14 protein-coding genes and 2 pseudogenes are annotated in these 18,089 nt (G+C 72.2%); 8 read left to right on the top strand and 8 right to left on the bottom strand.

Annotated features, from left to right (window positions below; all coding sequences use genetic code 11):
* Positions 1-21: 21 nt before the first annotated feature.
* Complete coding sequence (locus ACY0MR_RS34870) at positions 22-906, top strand: NAD-dependent protein deacetylase (protein ID WP_473557574.1); 885 nt, start codon at positions 22-24, stop codon at positions 904-906.
* A gap of 187 nt (positions 907-1,093) precedes the next feature.
* On the opposite strand, the gene ACY0MR_RS34875 is transcribed toward ACY0MR_RS34870, so the two are convergent.
* From ACY0MR_RS34875 to ACY0MR_RS34885, 3 genes are all read right to left on the bottom strand, one after another.
* Positions 1,094-1,546, bottom strand: a complete 453-nt coding sequence (locus tag ACY0MR_RS34875) for a phospholipase (protein WP_404084670.1) — start codon at positions 1,544-1,546, stop codon at positions 1,094-1,096.
* Between the two features lie 416 nt (positions 1,547-1,962).
* Positions 1,963-3,399: a carotenoid oxygenase family protein gene (locus tag ACY0MR_RS34880; RefSeq protein ID WP_473557576.1), complete on the bottom strand. Its 1,437-nt coding sequence runs from the start codon at positions 3,397-3,399 to the stop codon at positions 1,963-1,965.
* Positions 3,400-3,756: 357 nt separating this feature from the next.
* Positions 3,757-4,620, bottom strand: coding sequence for a DUF6426 family protein (locus tag ACY0MR_RS34885; protein WP_473557579.1), 864 nt, complete (start codon positions 4,618-4,620; stop codon positions 3,757-3,759).
* 368 nt (positions 4,621-4,988) lie between these two features.
* On the opposite strand from ACY0MR_RS34885, the pseudogene ACY0MR_RS34890 reads away from it, so the two are divergent.
* Positions 4,989-5,357 (top strand): annotated as a pseudogene (locus tag ACY0MR_RS34890) (ATP-binding protein); the annotation flags it as partial.
* Positions 5,358-5,624: 267 nt separating this feature from the next.
* Positions 5,625-8,210, top strand: a complete 2,586-nt coding sequence (locus tag ACY0MR_RS34895) for a LuxR C-terminal-related transcriptional regulator (protein WP_473561978.1) — start codon at positions 5,625-5,627, stop codon at positions 8,208-8,210.
* A gap of 80 nt (positions 8,211-8,290) precedes the next feature.
* On the opposite strand, the gene ACY0MR_RS34900 is transcribed toward ACY0MR_RS34895, so the two are convergent.
* Entirely contained in the window at positions 8,291-8,509 is a 219-nt protein-coding gene (locus ACY0MR_RS34900) for a hypothetical protein (protein ID WP_388798012.1), read from the bottom strand.
* A 178-nt stretch (positions 8,510-8,687) separates the two neighbouring features.
* Here ACY0MR_RS34900 and ACY0MR_RS34905 point away from each other — a divergent pair, with 178 nt between their 5' ends.
* Entirely contained in the window at positions 8,688-8,861 is a 174-nt protein-coding gene (locus ACY0MR_RS34905) for a hypothetical protein (RefSeq protein WP_473561997.1), read from the top strand.
* Between the two features lie 27 nt (positions 8,862-8,888).
* On the opposite strand, the gene ACY0MR_RS34910 is transcribed toward ACY0MR_RS34905, so the two are convergent.
* Positions 8,889-9,659: a hypothetical protein gene (locus ACY0MR_RS34910; RefSeq protein WP_473557581.1), complete on the bottom strand. Its 771-nt coding sequence runs from the start codon at positions 9,657-9,659 to the stop codon at positions 8,889-8,891.
* Positions 9,660-10,007: 348 nt separating this feature from the next.
* Here ACY0MR_RS34910 and ACY0MR_RS34915 point away from each other — a divergent pair, with 348 nt between their 5' ends.
* Positions 10,008-11,441, top strand: a complete 1,434-nt coding sequence (locus tag ACY0MR_RS34915) for a multicopper oxidase family protein (RefSeq protein ID WP_451060718.1) — start codon at positions 10,008-10,010, stop codon at positions 11,439-11,441.
* 96 nt (positions 11,442-11,537) lie between these two features.
* Here ACY0MR_RS34915 and ACY0MR_RS34920 read toward each other — a convergent pair.
* Positions 11,538-11,852: pseudogene (locus ACY0MR_RS34920) on the bottom strand (peptidoglycan-binding domain-containing protein); the annotation flags it as partial.
* A 139-nt stretch (positions 11,853-11,991) separates the two neighbouring features.
* On the opposite strand from ACY0MR_RS34920, the gene ACY0MR_RS34925 reads away from it, so the two are divergent.
* Together ACY0MR_RS34925 and ACY0MR_RS34930 are read left to right on the top strand one after the other, a co-directional pair.
* Positions 11,992-12,345 (top strand): hypothetical protein, encoded by a 354-nt coding sequence (locus tag ACY0MR_RS34925; RefSeq protein WP_403311826.1) that lies wholly within the window; start codon positions 11,992-11,994, stop codon positions 12,343-12,345.
* 484 nt (positions 12,346-12,829) lie between these two features.
* The gene (locus tag ACY0MR_RS34930; protein ID WP_473557584.1) at positions 12,830-13,909 is read left to right on the top strand and encodes a class E sortase; all 1,080 of its coding nucleotides are present in this window, start codon (positions 12,830-12,832) and stop codon (positions 13,907-13,909) included.
* A 39-nt stretch (positions 13,910-13,948) separates the two neighbouring features.
* On the opposite strand, the gene ACY0MR_RS34935 is transcribed toward ACY0MR_RS34930, so the two are convergent.
* Positions 13,949-14,644, bottom strand: coding sequence for a response regulator transcription factor (locus ACY0MR_RS34935; protein WP_473557586.1), 696 nt, complete (start codon positions 14,642-14,644; stop codon positions 13,949-13,951).
* Between the two features lie 332 nt (positions 14,645-14,976).
* Positions 14,977-15,447: a hypothetical protein gene (locus ACY0MR_RS34940; protein ID WP_473557588.1), complete on the bottom strand. Its 471-nt coding sequence runs from the start codon at positions 15,445-15,447 to the stop codon at positions 14,977-14,979.
* A 1,277-nt stretch (positions 15,448-16,724) separates the two neighbouring features.
* On the opposite strand from ACY0MR_RS34940, the gene ACY0MR_RS34945 reads away from it, so the two are divergent.
* Entirely contained in the window at positions 16,725-17,930 is a 1,206-nt protein-coding gene (locus ACY0MR_RS34945; protein ID WP_473557591.1) for a PAS domain S-box protein, read from the top strand.
* Positions 17,931-18,089 lie beyond the last annotated feature (159 nt).

The following is an 18,089-nucleotide window of genomic DNA, read 5'->3' on the forward strand; positions in this document are numbered from 1 at the left end:
CGGCTCCGTACCCTGGGTGGCATGCGTATGCGCCCCACGTTGAGCTGGACCCCCACCGAGGACCTGCCGCCGGGCACGACCGACCTGGAGCCGGTCGTCGCCGCGCTGGACGCGGGCGGTGTGCTGGTGCTCAGCGGGGCGGGCATCTCCACCGAGTCGGGCATCCCGGACTACCGGGGCGAGGGCGGAAGCCTGAGCCGGCACACCCCGATGACGTACCAGGAGTTCACGACGGACGCGCAGGCGCGACGTCGGTACTGGGCGCGCAGCCATCTCGGCCTGCGCACCTTCCGCCGTGCCCGGCCCAACGCGGGGCACCTGGCGGTGGCCGCCTTCGGGCACCACGGTCTGCTCTCGGGAGTGATCACCCAGAACGTCGACGGACTGCACGGGGCGGCCGGCAGTGACGGCGTCGTGGAGCTGCACGGAAGCCTGGACCGGGTGGTCTGCCTCTCCTGCGGGGCCTTCAGCCCGCGCGGGGACCTCGCCCGGCGGCTGGAGGAGGCGAACCCCGGCTTCGAGCCGAGGGCGGCCCGCATCAACCCGGACGGTGACGCGGACCTCAGCGACGAACAGGTCGGGGACTTCCGCGTGCTGCCGTGCACCGTCTGCGGAGGAGTCCTCAAGCCCGATGTGGTCTTCTTCGGCGAAGCCGTTCCTCCGCGGAGGGTGGAGCACTGCCGCGAGCTGGTGCACCAGGCGGCCTCGTTGCTCGTCCTCGGGTCCTCGCTCACCGTGATGAGCGGCCTCCGGTTCGTCCGCCAGGCGGCCCAGGCGGGGAAGCCGGTGCTGATCGTCAACCAGGATCCGACCCGTGGCGACCGGCACGCGGTCACCCGCGTGGCCCTGCCGCTGGGGGCGGCCCTCACCGCGGCGGCCGCCCGCCTGGACGTGCCCGTCCGTTGAACGGCACGGCGGCCGGCCCGCACCACCCCGAGTGCGAGCCGGCCACCACCGTGCCCGGGCCCGGCGGAGGGGGGAAGCCCGCGGGCCCTGAAGGAGCGGCCATGTCCTCCGCTCCTGCTTCCTCGTGCCCGCGAACCCGGGAGTCATGCACACGGACTTCGCCTGGGCTCCGGTGCGCCCTGGTCGGTCAGCCGAAGGCCTTGACCGCCTGGTAGTAGGTCCAGGCCGTGCTGTTGCACGCCGTCTTCTTGGCGCCGCTGTAGTTCGCGCACACGCGCTTGAGGTCCTCGTACAAGGCGCTGTCCAGACGGGACTTGTTGGCGCTGAAGGTGCCGGCGGCCTTGTAGTTGCGGTAGCCGAAGTCGTGGCGGGCGCACGAGGTCGAGAAGGGGAAGCCGAGGGGGTTGTCGGGGGAGGTGGAGCAGTAGTCGGTGGACCAGTCGAAGCCGTAGGCCGACCATGCGCCCTGATTGGCCCTGGCGGCGGCCCAGAGGTTGTAACTGGACGCGCTGGTCTGGGTCCAGCGGGACAGCACCTGGGGCTTGTCTGCGGGGGCGGCCGTGGCGGTGGTGGTACCGACCACGGTGGTGAACAGGGCGAGGGCCGAGGCGGACAGGGCGACGGAGAGCCTTTGGTGCATCCCACACCTCCATGAGGCTGCGGCCCACTCGACGGGCCGCAGGTACATGACAAGATGATCGACGCGGTGCGGGCGGTTTGTACAGACGTCGGCAGGTCGGCGTTCCCACAGCGGCTTGCGGGGATGAGGAGTCGGGGACGGAGCCCTCGGCGTGCGGGGGTGGCAGGATCCTGCGGGGCGCCGTCTGAGCACGGGTCAGGAGGGGGTGTCGAGCGTCCTTCGCCGCCGTTCGTTCAGACCCTCACGCCGACGGGACTGTCATGCCGTTGCGGGCGGAGCCGCGATGAGCGCCCCGGCACGTGGGGGCGGGGGCGGGCGTGGAGGCCTCGCGTACGCGGCTCCGTCCTGGGGTACGTCCGCCGGCCACCCCGGCCTCGCCGTCTCCCGTACTCCCGCTGTGATCGGTTTCCGGCGGCTCAGCCGCCGTCGGTCGGCAGCCAGCAGCCGTGCAGGCCCAGCGGTACGCGCACGGGGATGCGCGCGCGTGCCACCGGTCCGGACGTCGGGTCCTCGGCGGGCACCACCAGGAACCAACTCGTCCCGTCGGTGCGGTCGGTGGCGAAGGTGAGCCAGTAGCCGCGTCCTTCCGAATCGGTGCCCGGCTCGGGAGCGAAGACCGGCTCCCCGACGGACAGGTCGCCCGCGTCCCACACGCGGGCGACCCCGGTCCGCAGGTCCTGGAAGCGCACGGCGTCGTACTCGCCCGACAGCAGTTCCGTCCGTCCGGTCGAGGTGGCCAGTGCGGTGTGCCGGTGGCGGCGGCCGATGAGACGGTCGTCGATGCGGGGGAACTCCACGCGGGCGTCGTCCAGCAGCGTCCGGGTCATCGTGCCTGCCGCGGGGTCGATGAGCGCCCGGGTCAGACCGCCCCTGACCGGGTCCTTCGCCGCCCCCGGTGCGCCGCCGACGGTCAAGCGGCTCCACTGCACGAAGTCCAGGACGACCGGATCGTCCGCACCGGGCCCGTCGTCGTAGGCGTTCACGGTGTGCCACACCCAGAACGCCTCGTCGGCCGCCCAGCGCGGCGGCCCGCCGTCGCGGGGGATCAGCAGGACACGGGTGCCCCGCTCGGGCCGCCAGGCGAGGAACGAGCCGCCCGCCATGGCCGCGTCCAGGTCGAAGAAGGCGGGCGCGAGGACCAGCACGGCGTAGCGGCCGGTCAGGGCCATGTCGTGGATCATCATCGGCTCGTCCACTCCCTCGACGGGAGTGGGACCGCTCGTGACCGTGCCTTCACGGTCGATGACCGACCAGGTCAGGTACGGGGGCTCCAGGGCGTAGCAGAAGACCACCATCTCGCCCGTGACGGGGTCGATCTTGGGATGGGCGGTGATCCCCGCGGGCAGGGCCCCGCCGAAGTCCTCCGGGCCGAGCGTGTCGAGCTCTTCACCCATCCTGAACGGGCAGCCCGACTCGGCGAGCGCCAGCAGCCGCCCGCCGTGCCGCACGACGTTGATGTCGGGCAGGTCCCGGAAGGTCCCCGCCAGTCCGGGTCCCACCTGCTCGGCGTCCGGCATGATCATCGACTCCAGGCCGCCCCACAGGGCGTGCCCGGCCCGTTCCTCGGCCTCGAGCGCGGGGGTGCGCACGAAGCGGTTGCGGTAGCGGGCACGGCCCTCCGAGAGCCACACGCCGTGCAGCATTCCGTCGCCGTCGATCGGGTAGAGGTACGAGCCGATCGGCGTGAAGCGCGGATTGGGGCCGTTGCGCAGGTACAGGCCGTCCAGATCAGCCGGGATCTCGCCCGTCACCTCCAGTTCTGCGGCGTCCACCTCCTCGCTGACCGGCGCGAACGACCCCAGCAGGTGGGGGACGCGGGTGGGGTCGAAACGGGGCGGCGTGTGCGTGTTCACGGAACCTCCCGGACCGCGGATGGGCGCCTTCCGGCACCTTCCAGTGAAACGCGGCGCGGGGGCCGGTGCCAGCGGCCCGGCGGGCAGCGGGCTGCCGGGCCGCCGTGCGGGCGCGTCCCGGGCGGACCGGGGCCCGGCTCGTGCCGCCGGCCGCCCGCGTGCGGGTGCCGTCGCCGCGCGAACTCCGTCCGGCCGCCTTGCGGACGCCGGCCGGCCGCCGCGCGAACGCCGGCCGGCCGCCGCGCCCCGCGAAGGATCGGGCCGCAGCGGCCGGACGGACGCGCCATCGGTCAGGGGCGGGCCGTCACGCCGTGTCGCGCGCGTGGTCCGCCGGACGGGACCACGCGGGCGGGGCGCTTAGCAGGCACGGCCCGTGACGGCACCGGTGGGCTGGGTGACGTTGACGAACTCGGTCGAGTAGTTGCCCCAGAAGTCCGACGTGGTGATCGCGTAGACGTTGGTCTGGTACTCGACGTACGCGGCCCAGGACTCACCCGGCTTCAGCGTGAACTCGGTGTTGTACGTGGCGGTGACGGTGGTGTTGAGCTGCGTGCCCAGCTGGGCGGTGAGGAGTTGCAGCGCGGTCGCCGAGATGTTGGTGCTCGTCTGGGTGGCGAGCGTGTACGTCACCCCGCTGCTGTACTTCGCCTCGACGGTGCTGGACTGGTTGCGGTAGCACTTGCCGCGCTCCTCCCACACCCGGCCCCGGCTGTGCACGGTGACCAGCGGGCCAGGGCCGCTGAGACCGCCCCCGTGGGTCGTCGGGATGCCGGGGCCGGCCGGAGCGGACGGGCGGACCGCGTGCCCGGTGACGACGACCTCGGGCAGCGTCGCGTCGATCGGCTGGCCGAGCGGCCCGTCGACGACCTCCACTCCCGGGCCACCCGGATCCGACGGGCCGTTCCCCGGGTCGCCGGGGTCGCCCGGATCACCGGGGTCGCCGGGGTCACCAGGGTCGCTCGGGTCGCCGGGGTCGTCGCTCCAGTCGCCGCCGTCGCCTCCTTCGCCGCCGCCTCCCTCACCGCCCCAGTCACCCCAGTCGCCGCCACCCCAGTCACCACCGCCCCAGTCGCCGCCACCGCCCTCCTCGCCGGTGTCCTCGTCCTGGCACAGGGTGGATCCACCACAGGCATAGGCGGTGAAGGGGACGGCGACCGCCGGCACGGCGGTCAGGACGACGGCGCCGAGTACGGCCGTCGCCGCCATGGATCTCAACTTCACGGGTTCTCCCAGGTCGGGGAATCGGTCTGACGGCACGGGAGTCTTCCCGGCACCCGAGGCGCGCACAGCCGTAGAACTACGCAACGGGCTACGGAGCACGGGGAGGGCGACGGCGACGGCCCCGTGCCGGGCGACGGCTCCCGGGTGGGCACGGTGCCGGTGGCCGGAACGGGCGGGGCAGGAGAGGCGCGCGACGCCTTGCGACCTGCGTCGGGTGCTCCGGAAGTCCGCTGTCAGTGGGGCCCGCTACCTTGATCACAAGGCTGGAGCGGGAGAAGCTCCGGGACGGGAGTGCGGCCCTGTCACGCGTGATCCGCGGCAGACGGGGGCCGCGGGGGAGAGGGGCGGTGTTCGTCGTGCCATTACCGATGGGGGACGGGCCACTGGCGGGACGTGAGGCGGAGCGGGCGCGGCTGGTCCGGGTCCTGGACGGGTTGGGACACGGGCGGGGGGCCGTCGTCGAGATCGTGGGTGAACCGGGTTCGGGAAAGACGCAGTTGGCCTGTGTCATGGCCGAGGAGGCGGTCCGGCGCGGGCTGCCCGTGTTCTGGGCCCGTGGCCACCGGCCGGGCGACGAACCGTTCGATGCCTTCCGCGATCTCGCGGGGGCTTCCGGGGCGCCCGAGGCGCCGACCCCTGCCGTGTGGTGCGAGCGGGTCCGGCAGCGGGCCGCCGGCGGCGTACTCGTGGTCGACGAGCTGCACCGGGCCGATCCGTCCACCTGGGAAGTGGTGCTGCGGCTGATCCGCGCCTCCGTCTCGGATGCTTCGTTCCGCGCGAGGTCGGCGTCCTCGGGGGCACCTAAGCCGTCAGGCCCTTCCGAGCCCCCGACAACCTCCACGCTCTCTGCGTCGACCTCAACGACCCCTGCGCCCTCCGCGCCCTCCGCACCCTCTGTGTTCCCCGCCCCTTCCACCGCGTTCGTTCTGGTGCTCGCGCATCGGCCGCGGCAGAGTCCGCCCGCCCTGCTGGAAGCACTGGACCTCGGCGTACGGAGGGACGGCATGGTCCGGGTGCAGGCGGGACCGTTGAGCGTGGCGGCGGTGGGGGCGCTGGTCGACGCCTGGCAGCGTCCCGCCCCCGCTCCCGGCGTGGTCGACGACCGAGAAGCGGCCACGGGCACCCTGACGGTACGCCCCGACCGGACCACCCCGTCCTCGACCGCGTTGCACGCCGCCGCGCAGGGACTGCCGGGCTACCTGCGCCTGCTGGTCGCCGCGGGCTTCGACCCCGAGACGTGGCCGGACCGGGCGGGTGAGGACGAGCCGCGACTCCTGCGCGAAGCGGCGCCGCTCCTCGCCGAGTTCGGCGAACTGAGCGCCCCCGCCCGGTCGGCCCTACAGGCGGCCGCCGTGCTCGGCGCGACGTTCGACGCCGCGGAGGTCGCCCGGGTGGCCGAGCTCGGTACCGAGGCCGCCCTCGACGCATGTGCGGAGCTGGTCCGAGCCGACGTGCTGCGTCCGACGGGCCGGGGCCAGCGGCTGGCGTTCCGTCATACGGTCGTCGGGCACGTCGCGCACGCCGCCTGCGAGCTGCCGTTCCTGCCGGCCGCCCACCGGCGAGCCCTGCGCATCGCCGCGGACCGCGGCGCCCCCGCTCCGGAACGGGCGCGCCACGCCGAGCACCTGGCGCACACCGGCGGTGTCGCCGTCGCCCGCGTACTCGCCGAAGGGGCCGCTCAGACGGTGACCAGGGCACCCGCCACCGCGGCCCGCTGGCTGAGACTCGCCCTGGACGCGCGGCCGGCCCGTGGTACGCGGTCCGAGGAACGAGCCCGGTGGGAGCTGGCGTACTGCAAGGCGCTGATCGCTTCCGGGCGTCTGCGGGAGGCCCGCGCCCTCGCCCACGACCTCCTCTCCAGAGGCGCCCCTCCCGCCCCTGGGCCGGGCGACATCGGGGACCCGGGGCAGGTCTCCGGGCTGCTGCTGCAGGCCTACGCGGTGTGCGCCGACGCCGAGCGGTTGCTGTGCCGCTACGAGGAGGCCGACGCTCTCGCCCGTACGGGAATGGGACTGCTGCCTCGGCCGCTGCCCGCCGTGCTGTCCGCCGAGGCCACCGAGCTGATCTACGCGTACGGGCTGGTGCACGTCCTGCGGGGCACGCACCACCGGATCCGGCCGCTGCTCGGGGAGGCCGCTCGGGCGCGCACCGAGGCAGGGCTGTCCGCCGCGGCCGCGCTGTCGGTCCTCATCGCCTTCTGCGACACGTTCTCCGGCGACATCGCGCGGGCGGCACCCGAAGTGGCCCGCAGTGCCGCGCTGGTGGACGCACTGCCGGACGGGGTGGCCGGCCGGACCCCGGACGTCCTCGCCCTCCTCGGCTGCGCCGAGCTGTACCTCGAACGGTTCCCGGACGCCCGCCGTCACCTCCAGCGGGGACTGGAGGCCGCGACGGGGGGAGCGCAGAAGCACATCCGCGCCCACCTCCTCCTCGGCCTGACCATGATCGACCAGTGGGCCGGCCGGCTCGACGGCGCGGAGCGCAGGGCGACCGAGGCGGGCGAACTGGCCCGCGCGGTCGATGCTCCGGATGTCGTGACGCTGGCGACGGCGATGCGCGCGATGACGCTGGTCTGGTCCCGGGGGAGGCGGCACACGGACGAGGCGGTCGCACTCGCGGCGAGGGCGGTGGACACCGCCGTCCTCGGCCGGGGCTGGTGGGCCAGCTCCGCCATCAGCCTGCTGGCGCACGCGCAGGTGCTCGGCGGGGACGGCGAGGGGTGTCTGCGGACGCTCCTGGACGGCGGGGGCGGTGACGGCCTGCCCGACGTGCAGCCCGCCTTCCGGCCCTCGCTCCTCGCGCTGATGGCCGTCGCCACGGTGAGCCGCGGTGACATCGCGGAGGCCGAGCGGCTGCTCGCCGACGCCGAGGCCGACGCCGACCGCCTCGGCCTGGCGCTGCAGTGGGCGTGTGTCCATCGCGCGAGTGCCCAGGTGCGCGCGGTGCGCGGTGACCACGTCGCGGCGGTGGAGCTGTTCGAGCGGGCGGCTCAGGGCTTCCGCGGTGGCGGGCTGCCCGTACAGCACGCGTGGACGCTCGTCGCGATGGCGCCCGAGACCCTGGCCGTGAGCGGTCGGGCCGCGGCGCTGGACGTCCTGGCGCGGGCGGAGAGACTGGCCCGTCCCTGTGGCGCCGCCCTGGTCGCGGAGGAAGCGGCTCGGGTACGGGATCGCATGGAGGCGGACCGCCGGACGGAGGTGGACGACCGGGTGGCGGAGCACGACCTGCCGGACACGGACCACCGGGCGGGCGTGGACGACTACCGGGTGGGCGTGGACAGCCTGCCGGGCGAGGGCCTCGGATCCGGCCTCGGCCCCGCGGCCGCCGGGCACTCCTCCGCCAGTCCGCGGGTCGTGCACCTCACGTCGTCGGCCGGAGCCCGTGCCGTGGATCTCCGCTCCGTGCTGAGCGAGCGTGAACGCGAGATCGCCGACCTGGCCGCCGAGGGACTGCGTTCCCGGCAGATCGCGGAACGCCTCTTCCTCAGCCACCGCACCGTCGACTCCCATCTGGGCAGCGCCTACCGCAAGCTGGGCGTCACCTCCCGCACCGCCCTGGCCAGGGTGCTGGGCCCGGCCACCCGTGGCTAGGAGGGAGGGTGCGAGGACGAGGCGAGCGGAAGACGCCCGGTCGGTGGGCGACCGGGCGTCGAGTGGTCCACCCCGTGGGTTCAGCGCCGTCGGTGGTGGGCGTCGCTGGCCGAGGGCGGCGAGTTGTGCATGGCGATCGTGCTGAAGGAGACGCGGTCGCGGCTCGCCTGCAGCCGGGCCTGCTCCTCGATGCGAAGTCCCTCGGCGGACTCCGTCTGATTGCTGCTGCGCCGCAGGAGTGTGACGATCAGCAGAAGTGCCAGCGCGCCCAGGATCCCGAACAGTACGACGAATGCCATGACCATCTCCCCGTGTAGACCTGAGCCGAGTATGCAGGGGGACAACCGTGGCTGACCACTGTTCAGCCGGCCTGGCTCGGGTGTCGTCTCAACGCCACTGCCTCAGCGCCGTGTTGCTCCTGCGCGCCGGGGGCGGACATCAGCCGGATCAGCTCAGCGACGGCGGGGTACAGGCGCGGTGACGCAGGATCATGCGGGTGGCATCGACGGCCTGGTCTTCGACCGGCTGGTGTCCGGCGGGTACGTACGCCGCGAGGCTCTCGAAGGCCTGGTCGTCGCCGCACTGCGTGAGGCCCAGGGACCACGCCACCGCGCGAACCAGCCGGCCGCCTCGGCTGCCTCGGTCGACTGACTCCGTCGCCTGCGTGCCCCACATGTCTTATCTGGGTTCCGACTGCACCGGGCCCCGATGATCATCGGCATCGAGCATGCGGCCGTCCCGCGAGGCCGCCCACGCCAGCAGGGCGGACTCGGCTGCTTCGCGGGAGAGCGGACCGTGGTCGAGGTGGAGCTGCTGGAGGTGGCGGACGGCGGCGCCCACGGCCCTGCCCGGCGGGATCCCCAGCAGGGCGATGACCTGCTTGCCGTCGAGAGCGGCGGGCACGCCGGGCAGCCGCTCGGAGAGGGCGCGGTCGGCGGCCTCGCGCTCCCGGGATGCACGGGCGGCCTGTTCGGCTGCGTACCACGCGTCGTAGTCGACCGCGCCGGACGCCTTCAGCGCCGCACGCCGCCAGTCCTCCTCGTCCCGGGCCCGGCCGAGGCCGACGGCCGCGAACAGGTCGTCGTGCTCCGGGCCGCCGGGACCGGGGTGCGTCAGGCCGAGCCGGGCGAGGGCCGCGTTGATCGGCCACGCTGCCCGTGGCCCGTCGAACTCCGAGGTGTGGACCGGCCCCCATTCCCGTACGCCGCCCCGCCACACGGAAGCGGTCTGCTCCCCCTCACCACCCCAGAAGTCCGCCTCCAGACGGGCCACCGCACCCACCTGCGAGAGTTCCCGCAGCAGCCTCGGAAGGTCATGCCGGGAGTCGTCGGAGAGCGGCAGCAACCCCATGCGCTCGCCGAGCGGCGCGACCGCGGCCGACGGCACTCCTCCGGCCCGGCCCCGCAAGCGGTCGAACTCACCCACGACAGCATCAAGTCGGTACGACATCCGCGCACCGTACTTCACACACCCCCGCTCCCACCCGGTGCCGACCGTTCCCGGAGGTTCCGGAAGGCCTGGAGCTCCCGGAACTCCCGGAACTCCTGGAAGTCCCGGAAGTCCTGGAACTCGCAAAATCGCGGTGAGCCGCACGGACAAAATGCCGGATTGTCCTATATTCCGCCTGTGCGAAACATCCGTGGAGTGAGTCGTCGAACGCTGCTCAAGTCGCTCTCCCTGGCAAGCCTCCCGCTGGCCTTCCGGGAGCCACCGACCGCGCGGCACAGCAGGGCCCCGGCCCCGTTCCCCCAACCTCCCGTCACCTCGCCACGACCGGCAGCGGACTCGCCGGCGCCGGTGACCGAGCAGACGCTCGACGTCCGGCTCACCGAGGTGTCCGTCCCGGGCCACGGACGCGTGACCACCCGCACGTACAACGGAGCCGTTCCGGGACCGACCCTGCGCGTCCGGCCCGGCGGAGTGCTCCAGCTGACCCACGTCAACGGCCTCCCGCCCAACCCGCACCACAACGGCGGCCACAACGTCCCCCACCACCCCAACAGCTTCAACCTGCACACGCACGGCATGCACGTCTCCCCGGCCGGAGAGGCCGACAACGTGCTGCGCGAGTTCGCCCCCCGCACGCAGGAGGACCTCGACGCGGGCCGCCCCGAGCCCCGGTACACCTCCACGATCCACGTCCCCGACAACCACCCGGCCGGGACGTACTGGTACCACCCCCACCTGCACGGAGCCATCGCCGAACAGATCGTCGGCGGGATGACCGGCGTCGTCATCGTCGAGGGCGACATCGACGAGGTCCCCGAGATCAGGGCCGCCGCCGACCTCGTCGTCTGCATCAACGAACTCAAGCCCAAGGACGGCCGGATCCCCGCCTTCACCACGGGCAACTGGGTGACCGGCGTCCCGTCCGTCTTCACCGTCAACGGCGCCGTCAATCCCACGCTCCAGCTGCGCCCGGGCGAAGTCCAGCGGTGGCGCCTGGTCGCCGCGACCGCGTTCACCGGCCTGGGACTCACGCTCACGGGCGAGAGCGGCGGCCTGACGATGCACCAGATCGCGCAGGACGGCATCACGTTCCCCCGGACCGTCGCGCAGGACCGGATCGACCTGGCCATGGGGAACCGAGCGGACGTCCTGGTACGCGGCGGCAGTCCCGGGCGCTACGAACTGCGCGCCGCGTCGGTGCCCGGACCGCTGATGACGCTCGAGGTCACGGGAGCCCCAGTCGACCCGCCGATGGCCCTGCCGAGCTTCCTGCCGCAGGGCCGTCCCTTCCTCGACGAGAGCGCCGTGGACACCGGCGGACCGGACCGGGAGGTGGTCTTCCACTCCGACGCGCGCGTCTTTCCGGCTCCCTTCCCGAACGCCTTCCGCATCCTGGGGGAGGGCGCGACACCTCCGGCCGACCCGAACGGCGACCCGACGCGCGACCCCGCGTACGGCCTGTTCGACCCGGACGTGGTCAACCACACCCTGCCGCTGGGCACGGTCGAACGGTGGACCGTCCGCACCGACGAGACGCTGCCGGCCCACAGCCACCCGTTCCACCTGCACACCAACCCGATGCTCCTCACCCACCGCAACGGCCGCCGCCTCGACCCACCGGTCTGGCACGACACGATCGGCCTGGCCGGCGGAGCCCCGGGCGACTCGGTCACCTTCCTGGTCGCGTACGAGGACTTCACGGGCCGCACGATCGCCCACTGCCACCAGCTCCAGCACGAGGACCTCGGCATGATGCAGACGGTCGACTACGTCGAACCGTAGGCCCCACCACGACCCCGCCGACGACGGAGACAGGGGCCCGCACTGCCGGGAGCCCTGTCATGGCCGGTCCGTGAACCCACTCTTCCTGCCGCGGGCTCACGTTGCCCGATCCGGCACTAGGTTGGCTGAGGTGAGCAGGCGAGCGCGCGCATATCGATACGTCGGACCGACAGAGCTCAAGGACACTATCCGGCCCGGGAGCGGTGGTCCCCGGTCATCGCCCCTGCCGCGGCGGCCCGTCTCGGACCGCAGGGCAGCACGGGTCTTCGGCCCGTACACGCCGCGTTCCTCAGGGATGTCGTGGAGGCTCTGGAAGAGGCTCAGGGCCGCCTCCAGGCGGGGGCCGAACACCCCGTCCGTCGATCCGCGGTACACGTGAAGTCGTCTGAGTCGGCGCTGGAGCTCCTCGACCTCAGGTCCTGTGCTGCCTCTCCGGAGGAGTGGGCCGTCCGGCTGCTCCTCCCGCGCCGGCGGGGTCGTCCGGCTCGGAGACGGGGTGGGTTCGGCCCGCGGGGCGGCGGCGCGCGTCGGTGGTGCGGAGGACCGTGACGTGGTTCCGGGCGACGCGGACCTCGTCGGGCGTACGGTCGCCGTCGGCGCGACGGTGACGGGGGGCCGGGCCGTGCCGGTGGCCTTCCGAGCGGTGGCCGGGGGAGTGGGCGTCGGTGCCGAGGCGGTGGAGGACGGCTGGGCATCCGTGGCGTCCTCGTGCGGCGGGAGATCGGGCATCGTCACGGTCAGCTGGTCCGCGGGCTCCCGTTCCATCCCGGAGGTCAGTCCCACCGACAGTCCGAATCCCGCGGCGAGCGCACCCGTGATCAGCAGCGGCATCGACATTCCGCTCCGCCACTCGCGCTTCGGCGCCGGCGCGGCCCTCCTCGGGCGCGGGGACCTCCGTACGTAGCGGGGCTTGCCGGCTCGATGGCGGGCGCGAGGGCCCGCGGTTCCGGATTCCGCAGGAGGACCCGGCGGAGTGGCGTCGAAGAGTTGGAGGTCTTGCGCGAGGGCGTTCGGTGATCCCTGGCCGGGCAGCGCGACCTTCCCGAAGTCCTCGTCGCCGGGGGTGGGGCTCGGGTCCGATGCGGGAGCGGCGGATGTGACTGCTGCGGCAGTCCTGTTGGGCATGCGGGTGCTCCGTATGTGGTGAAGCTGTGAGGGCAAGCCGGGGAAGTAGAGGAGACTTTGACCGTCACTCAAGACGACCGTCAACTGTGGACAGGTCGTCCAAAACGGGACGCTCTCGACGTTGATTCTTAAACAACCCTTAACAAGTGACGCATGTCACTCGTGCTGCTCCTCATGGGAGTGACATGGCACCAGACAGCGCTCCTGGCACGTGACTTCCCGGGCCGGGAGCAGCCCTAGGCATGCATATACAGTTCCGGTCCATGCCATGGAACAACAGCAGGCGGCGGCACATGCCATCGCACGCCGACCCCGGCCGGGACGGCACGCGCGGTGGAGCGCGGCGCAGACGGCGTCGCGGCACGCAACCGCCCCGACCCGCGCCCGGCGGGATGCCTTCGGCCGGCGCGCCTCAGCGCACCGGCCGTCACGCCGGCACCGTTGAGGCGGCTGCCAAGACGACCCCCGAACCGCTCGCCGGGACCTCCTCCGCGGCCCTGCCCGGACCGGGACGTGCCGAACGCCGCCGCGCCGCGGCCCGGCAGGGGCGGGGTGGAAGCCGCAGGAAGGCACCCACGTCGCACAAGGGCGGAGTGGGCGGCACCGATGGGCGACCCCTCTCCCGAGTCGAGGCGCGTCGTGCTGCCCGGGAGGCGAAGGCGGGCGTCGAGGACGTCGGCGCGTTCGTGGGGGAACTCTTCATCACCTTCGGTGTGGTCATGCTGCTGTTCGTCGCCTACCAGTTGTGGTGGACGAACGTTCTGGCCGGTCAGGAGACGGACCGGGCCAAGGAGCGGATCGAGGACACCTGGGCGAAGGACGGAGCGGAGAAGGACGACAGCAAGCCGGGCGTGTTCGAGCCGGGCGAGGGCTTCGCCATCATGTACATCCCCAAGCTGGACGTCGTCGTCCCCGTCGCCGAGGGCATCAACAAGGCGAAGGTCCTCGACAAGGGCATGGTCGGCCACTACGCCGAGGGCAAGCTCAAGACGGCCATGCCCTCCGACAAGCAGGGCAACTTCGCCGTCGCCGGCCACCGCAACACCCACGGCGAACCGTTCCGCTACATCAACCGTCTCCAGCCCGGCGACCCCATCGTCGTCGAGACCCGCAACGCCTACTACACCTACGAGATGGCGAGCATCCTGCCGCAGACCGCCCCCTCGAACGTCTCCGTCATCGACCCGGTGCCCAAGGGCTCCGGCTTCACCGAGCCCGGCCGCTATCTCACCCTCACCACCTGCACCCCCGAGTTCACCAGCACCTACCGCATGATCGTGTGGGGCAAGCTCGTCGAAGAACGCCCGCGCAGTCAGGGAAAGCCGAAAGCGCTCGTAGGCTGACGGGCGGCGGAATCCCGTGGCACGCCGCCCCGCCGCCCCTCAGGCCGACGCCGGCGGGGCCTCCAGTTTGACGCCCGCGTTGCGGACCGTGTGCAGATAGCGCGGCTCGACCGCCGACTCGCCCAACTTCCTTCGCAGCCAGGAGAGATGTACGTCCACGGTGCGCTCCCCGCGGTACTCCCGCAGCCACACCTGGCGGAACAGCTCATGCCGCGGCACGACGACCCCGGGGCGCCAGGCCAGGAACTCCAGGAGGTCGAACTCCTTGCGCGTCAGGTCCAGGGGAGCGCCGTCGAGGGCGACCAGGCGGCGCGCCGCGTCGACCGTGAGTCCGCCGACCTGCGCGACGTCCGGGCGCAGGCTTCCGGTGCCGGACGCTGCCCGCCGAAGCACCGCGGTCATCCGGGCGATGAGGTGCTCCACGGAGAAGGGTCCGACGAGGCAGTCGTCGGCGCCGCTGCCCAGCACCCGTACGGTCTCCCGTTCGTCCCGGCGAGCGCCCACGACCACCACGGGGAGGGCCGAGACGGTACGGAGCATCTTGAGCATCTCCAGACCGTCGAGGTCGGGCAGGCTCAGGTCGAGCACCATCACGTCGAAGGGTTCGTTCAGGACGGCGCGGAGCGCGCCCAGGGCCGTCCCGCACTCCCGCACGGTGTACGAGGCTTCCGAGAGACGCCGGTGGAGGGCGGAGCGAACGGACGGGTCGTCGTCGACGAGGAGCACTTTCGGCATGCGCGGCACCGTACGTGACACACATATGTGTGGAGATGCCGGGGGCCGCTGTCGGACATGCGGACTTGCATGGCATATTCTGTCGAGCCGACCGGGGGCGAGACCAGGCAGCCGGGCATCGGCTCGCGTATCCGCTCGTTCGGGATCGCGCACCTGCGCGGTTAAGGATCCTTTGGGCATCGGAAAGCCGACGTTAACGCCTCGCGGGCGCGTGTTCTCCTACGATGTCCTGTGTGTCGACAGTGCGGCCGGGGGCTTCGTCGGCGTGGGGAGTCCTGCGGTGTCAGGACGGTTGCGGACGGCAGGAAGAGACGGGTGGGAGAACCGAGCCGCTACGACGCCGGTTCGGTCGCGGTGTAGAAGACCGAGGACCCCTGCTTGGTGCGGCGTGCCTGCCCCTTGGCGACGAGATTCTCCAAGGAGGTCCGGACGACGGTGGTCTGGATGCGACGGTCCTGGTGCTGCTCGCTGAGGAGGGTCGTCACCTCGGACGCGGAACAGGGAGCGCTGCTCGCGGTCAGGTGGTTGCGGATGAGTTCGACGAGCGTGGTCTTGCCGGCGCCGGAACTCCTCCCGGCCTTCGCGGCCTTCTGCCGCGGGATCCGCGAGCCGGATTCGGGAGAACCCGCCTGGAGGGCCTGCTGGAGATTGAGGAGAACGCCGTGGTCGTGCATCAGCTCGTCGAGTTCGGCCGTCAGCCGGGCGACTTCGGAGCGGACGCGCTCCTGCTCCGCCACATTGCGCTCGAGGTCATCGGCGACCTTGCTGCTGTACGCGGACGTGAGTTCCGTTTCTCCCAGCATGGCTCTCTCTCCGTCGAATCGGGTGGGACGTGCGTGGCGTCGTCCCGTCGTCTTCCTCTTTCACCTCGGCCGGGCGCACCGGCCGCCCCGTGCTGAACGCACGTCGCGTCGCCCGACGTCCCGACGAGCCGCACCTCAGTGGTGCGGGGTGACGGCCTCGTCCAGTGCTCCACAGGGCGGCGTGGACGCGAGGGCGCGGGGCCGGGACACGTCGTCGTGTCTGCTGATGGAACGCGCTCCTTTCGCACTCGCGGTCGCGCCGCGGATGCCACGGTGTAGTGGCGGATTCCGGGTGCACCGGGCGGCGCATGGCGCATAGCCGGCTGTGTAAGCCGACGCCCACTGTAAGGCATCGACCACACATACCCGGCTTTGGGTAGCGACATGGCATGGGCAATCACTATTGGTCGAGTGACCAATTTCCGTGCAGGAATGGTGAAGTAAACAAAAGCCCCCGAATCGAATCATGAAGCGGCCGCTGGTGGACCCTCCGCGCTCGGGACGGCACAGACGCCGAGTGTCCGGGAGAACGACAGATGAGGCGTCCTGCCGTACGGGGATACCCCTTCCGGCCGGTGACGACGCGGCCCCCGTGGAAGTGCCAGGGGCGACGTTCGGGCCGGCTCGGTCGGCATCCGCTCCCGAGCACTCGAATTCGATCACTCGAAGAAATGCGCCTCCGCTCCGTGCATACGATGAATGCGTGATGCAAAGGGCGTCGTGTCGGAATTCTCCGGCAGTCGCCGGACAAGAGAACGACGCATTACCGGCTCCCGTGCGAAGCCGATGCGGACCATGGGGTGAAGGGCGGCTGATGTCCCGGCGCACTCCCGCATCTTCCGGTCGTATCGAGGAGGGAAGACTCCCTGCCGCGGGTGAGCACGAATGCGCCGGGAAGAGCGAGTTCGCTGCCGGGCACGCCTCCCTCCACGGATCCCGGCAGACGAGTCCGGCATCGTACGGACGCCATACCGAGCACCTTCCTTAACGAACTCCTAAGCCCAGGTATGAACACATGGGAGACCGTTCCGGCTGTGTTTACATGACGCAGAGGTGCGGGGCACATGGTCGGCAGTGGCCGGACCACGGCACGGGCCGGGCGGGGTCCGGCGTACGCGGGCGGAATGCCCGCCGCCCCCCGTTCCCGGCGCGGAGACGAACGAACGTCCACGGACGGCCTGACAGGCAGGATGAAGTCAGCAGTGAATTTCGAGAACAGCCATGCGGTGATGTCCCCCGAAGGGCTCACAGGGCACGCTCCGAGGCCTCACCGCGAAGTGTGGGACTTCCTTCCCGACGCGGTGCTGATCGTCGACGGCAACGGAACCGTGGTGCGGGCCAATCCGGCGGCCGCCGCACTCCTCGGACGCGAGCGACCCATGGTCGAGGGCCGGGGAGTACTGGACTTCCTGCCGGCCTTCGACTGGAACCTGACCCACCCGCCGAAGGGCCCCGAGGACGCCGAGACCCTGTACACGGCTCGGCTCAGGACCACGGCCCTGACGGCCGACGGGGAGACCTTCGCGGTCGAGGTCGGCACCGTACGACTGGACCGGCACACCCTTCACCCGAGCATGCCCCACGGCTCCTCCCTGGCCGTCTCCCTGAGGGACGTCACGCCGGACGAGGACGCCCGAGCGGCGCTGTCGCGCTCCCTCCTCCAGGCCGAGACCGTCCTCCGTACGGCGAGTGAGGCGCTGATAGGGATCGATGCCGAAGGGCGGATCGACCTGGTCAATCCGGCGGCGGCACGCCTGCTGGGCGAGAAGGCCTCCGAGCTCGGGGGACGCCGGCTGCTCTCCTTGCTCACGTTCCTCGGACACGAGGGCGAGCCGCTCGACGCCGAGGACGCCCCTCCGGCCGAGGTGCTGCGGACCGGGCGCGCGATCCGGCTGCCCGCACAGGAGCTGCGGACGAGCGCCGGCACCCGCCTGACCGCCGACGTCGCCGTCCGGCCCGTCACCGTCGAGGGCCGGACCGTCGGCACCGTCGTCGCGCTCACCGACCGCCGTCCGTACGAGCGGCTGGCGGACGACTACGTCGCCGCGCAGACCCGCTGCCTCCGCAACCACACCGCCGAACTCCAGCGGCAGCAGCGGCGCACCGACCATGCGGTGGCCCACACCCGCGAGCTCGGCGAGTTCCTCTCGGGCCCCCTGGCAGGGGCGCTGCGGCACCTGCACAGCGAGATGCTCCGGCTCGCGGACGACAGCTCACGCCCCCTGTGGCCCGAGGCGACCGTCGCCCTCGAAGCCCTGGCGGCGGACGTGCGCATGACGATGGCCCTGATGGACAGCCGGTCCCTGCCCTACCCGCACGACGACACTCCCGTGGGTCCTCAGCGGCGTACGGTGCTCATCGACGACCTGGTGCAGGCGGGGGTCCGGGCCGCGGCGGCCTTCGCGGGACCGAGCCGGGTCCGGTTCTCGGTCCACACGCCGCGGTTCCTCGTCCACGTCGACCCCGACGACATGACGACATGACGACGGCCGTCGGCCGGCTGATCGCCGACGTCGTCCACCCCGACGACGACACGACCGGCCGCGGGCCGCACCACGTCTTCGTCGCGGCCCTCCAGCAGCGGGGCCTGCTGCGCATCGAGGTGCGGGGGCCCCTTCAACGGCGGCGCACGGGATCACCAC

The sequence above is a fragment of the Streptomyces sp. JN8 genome (assembly GCF_055808075.1).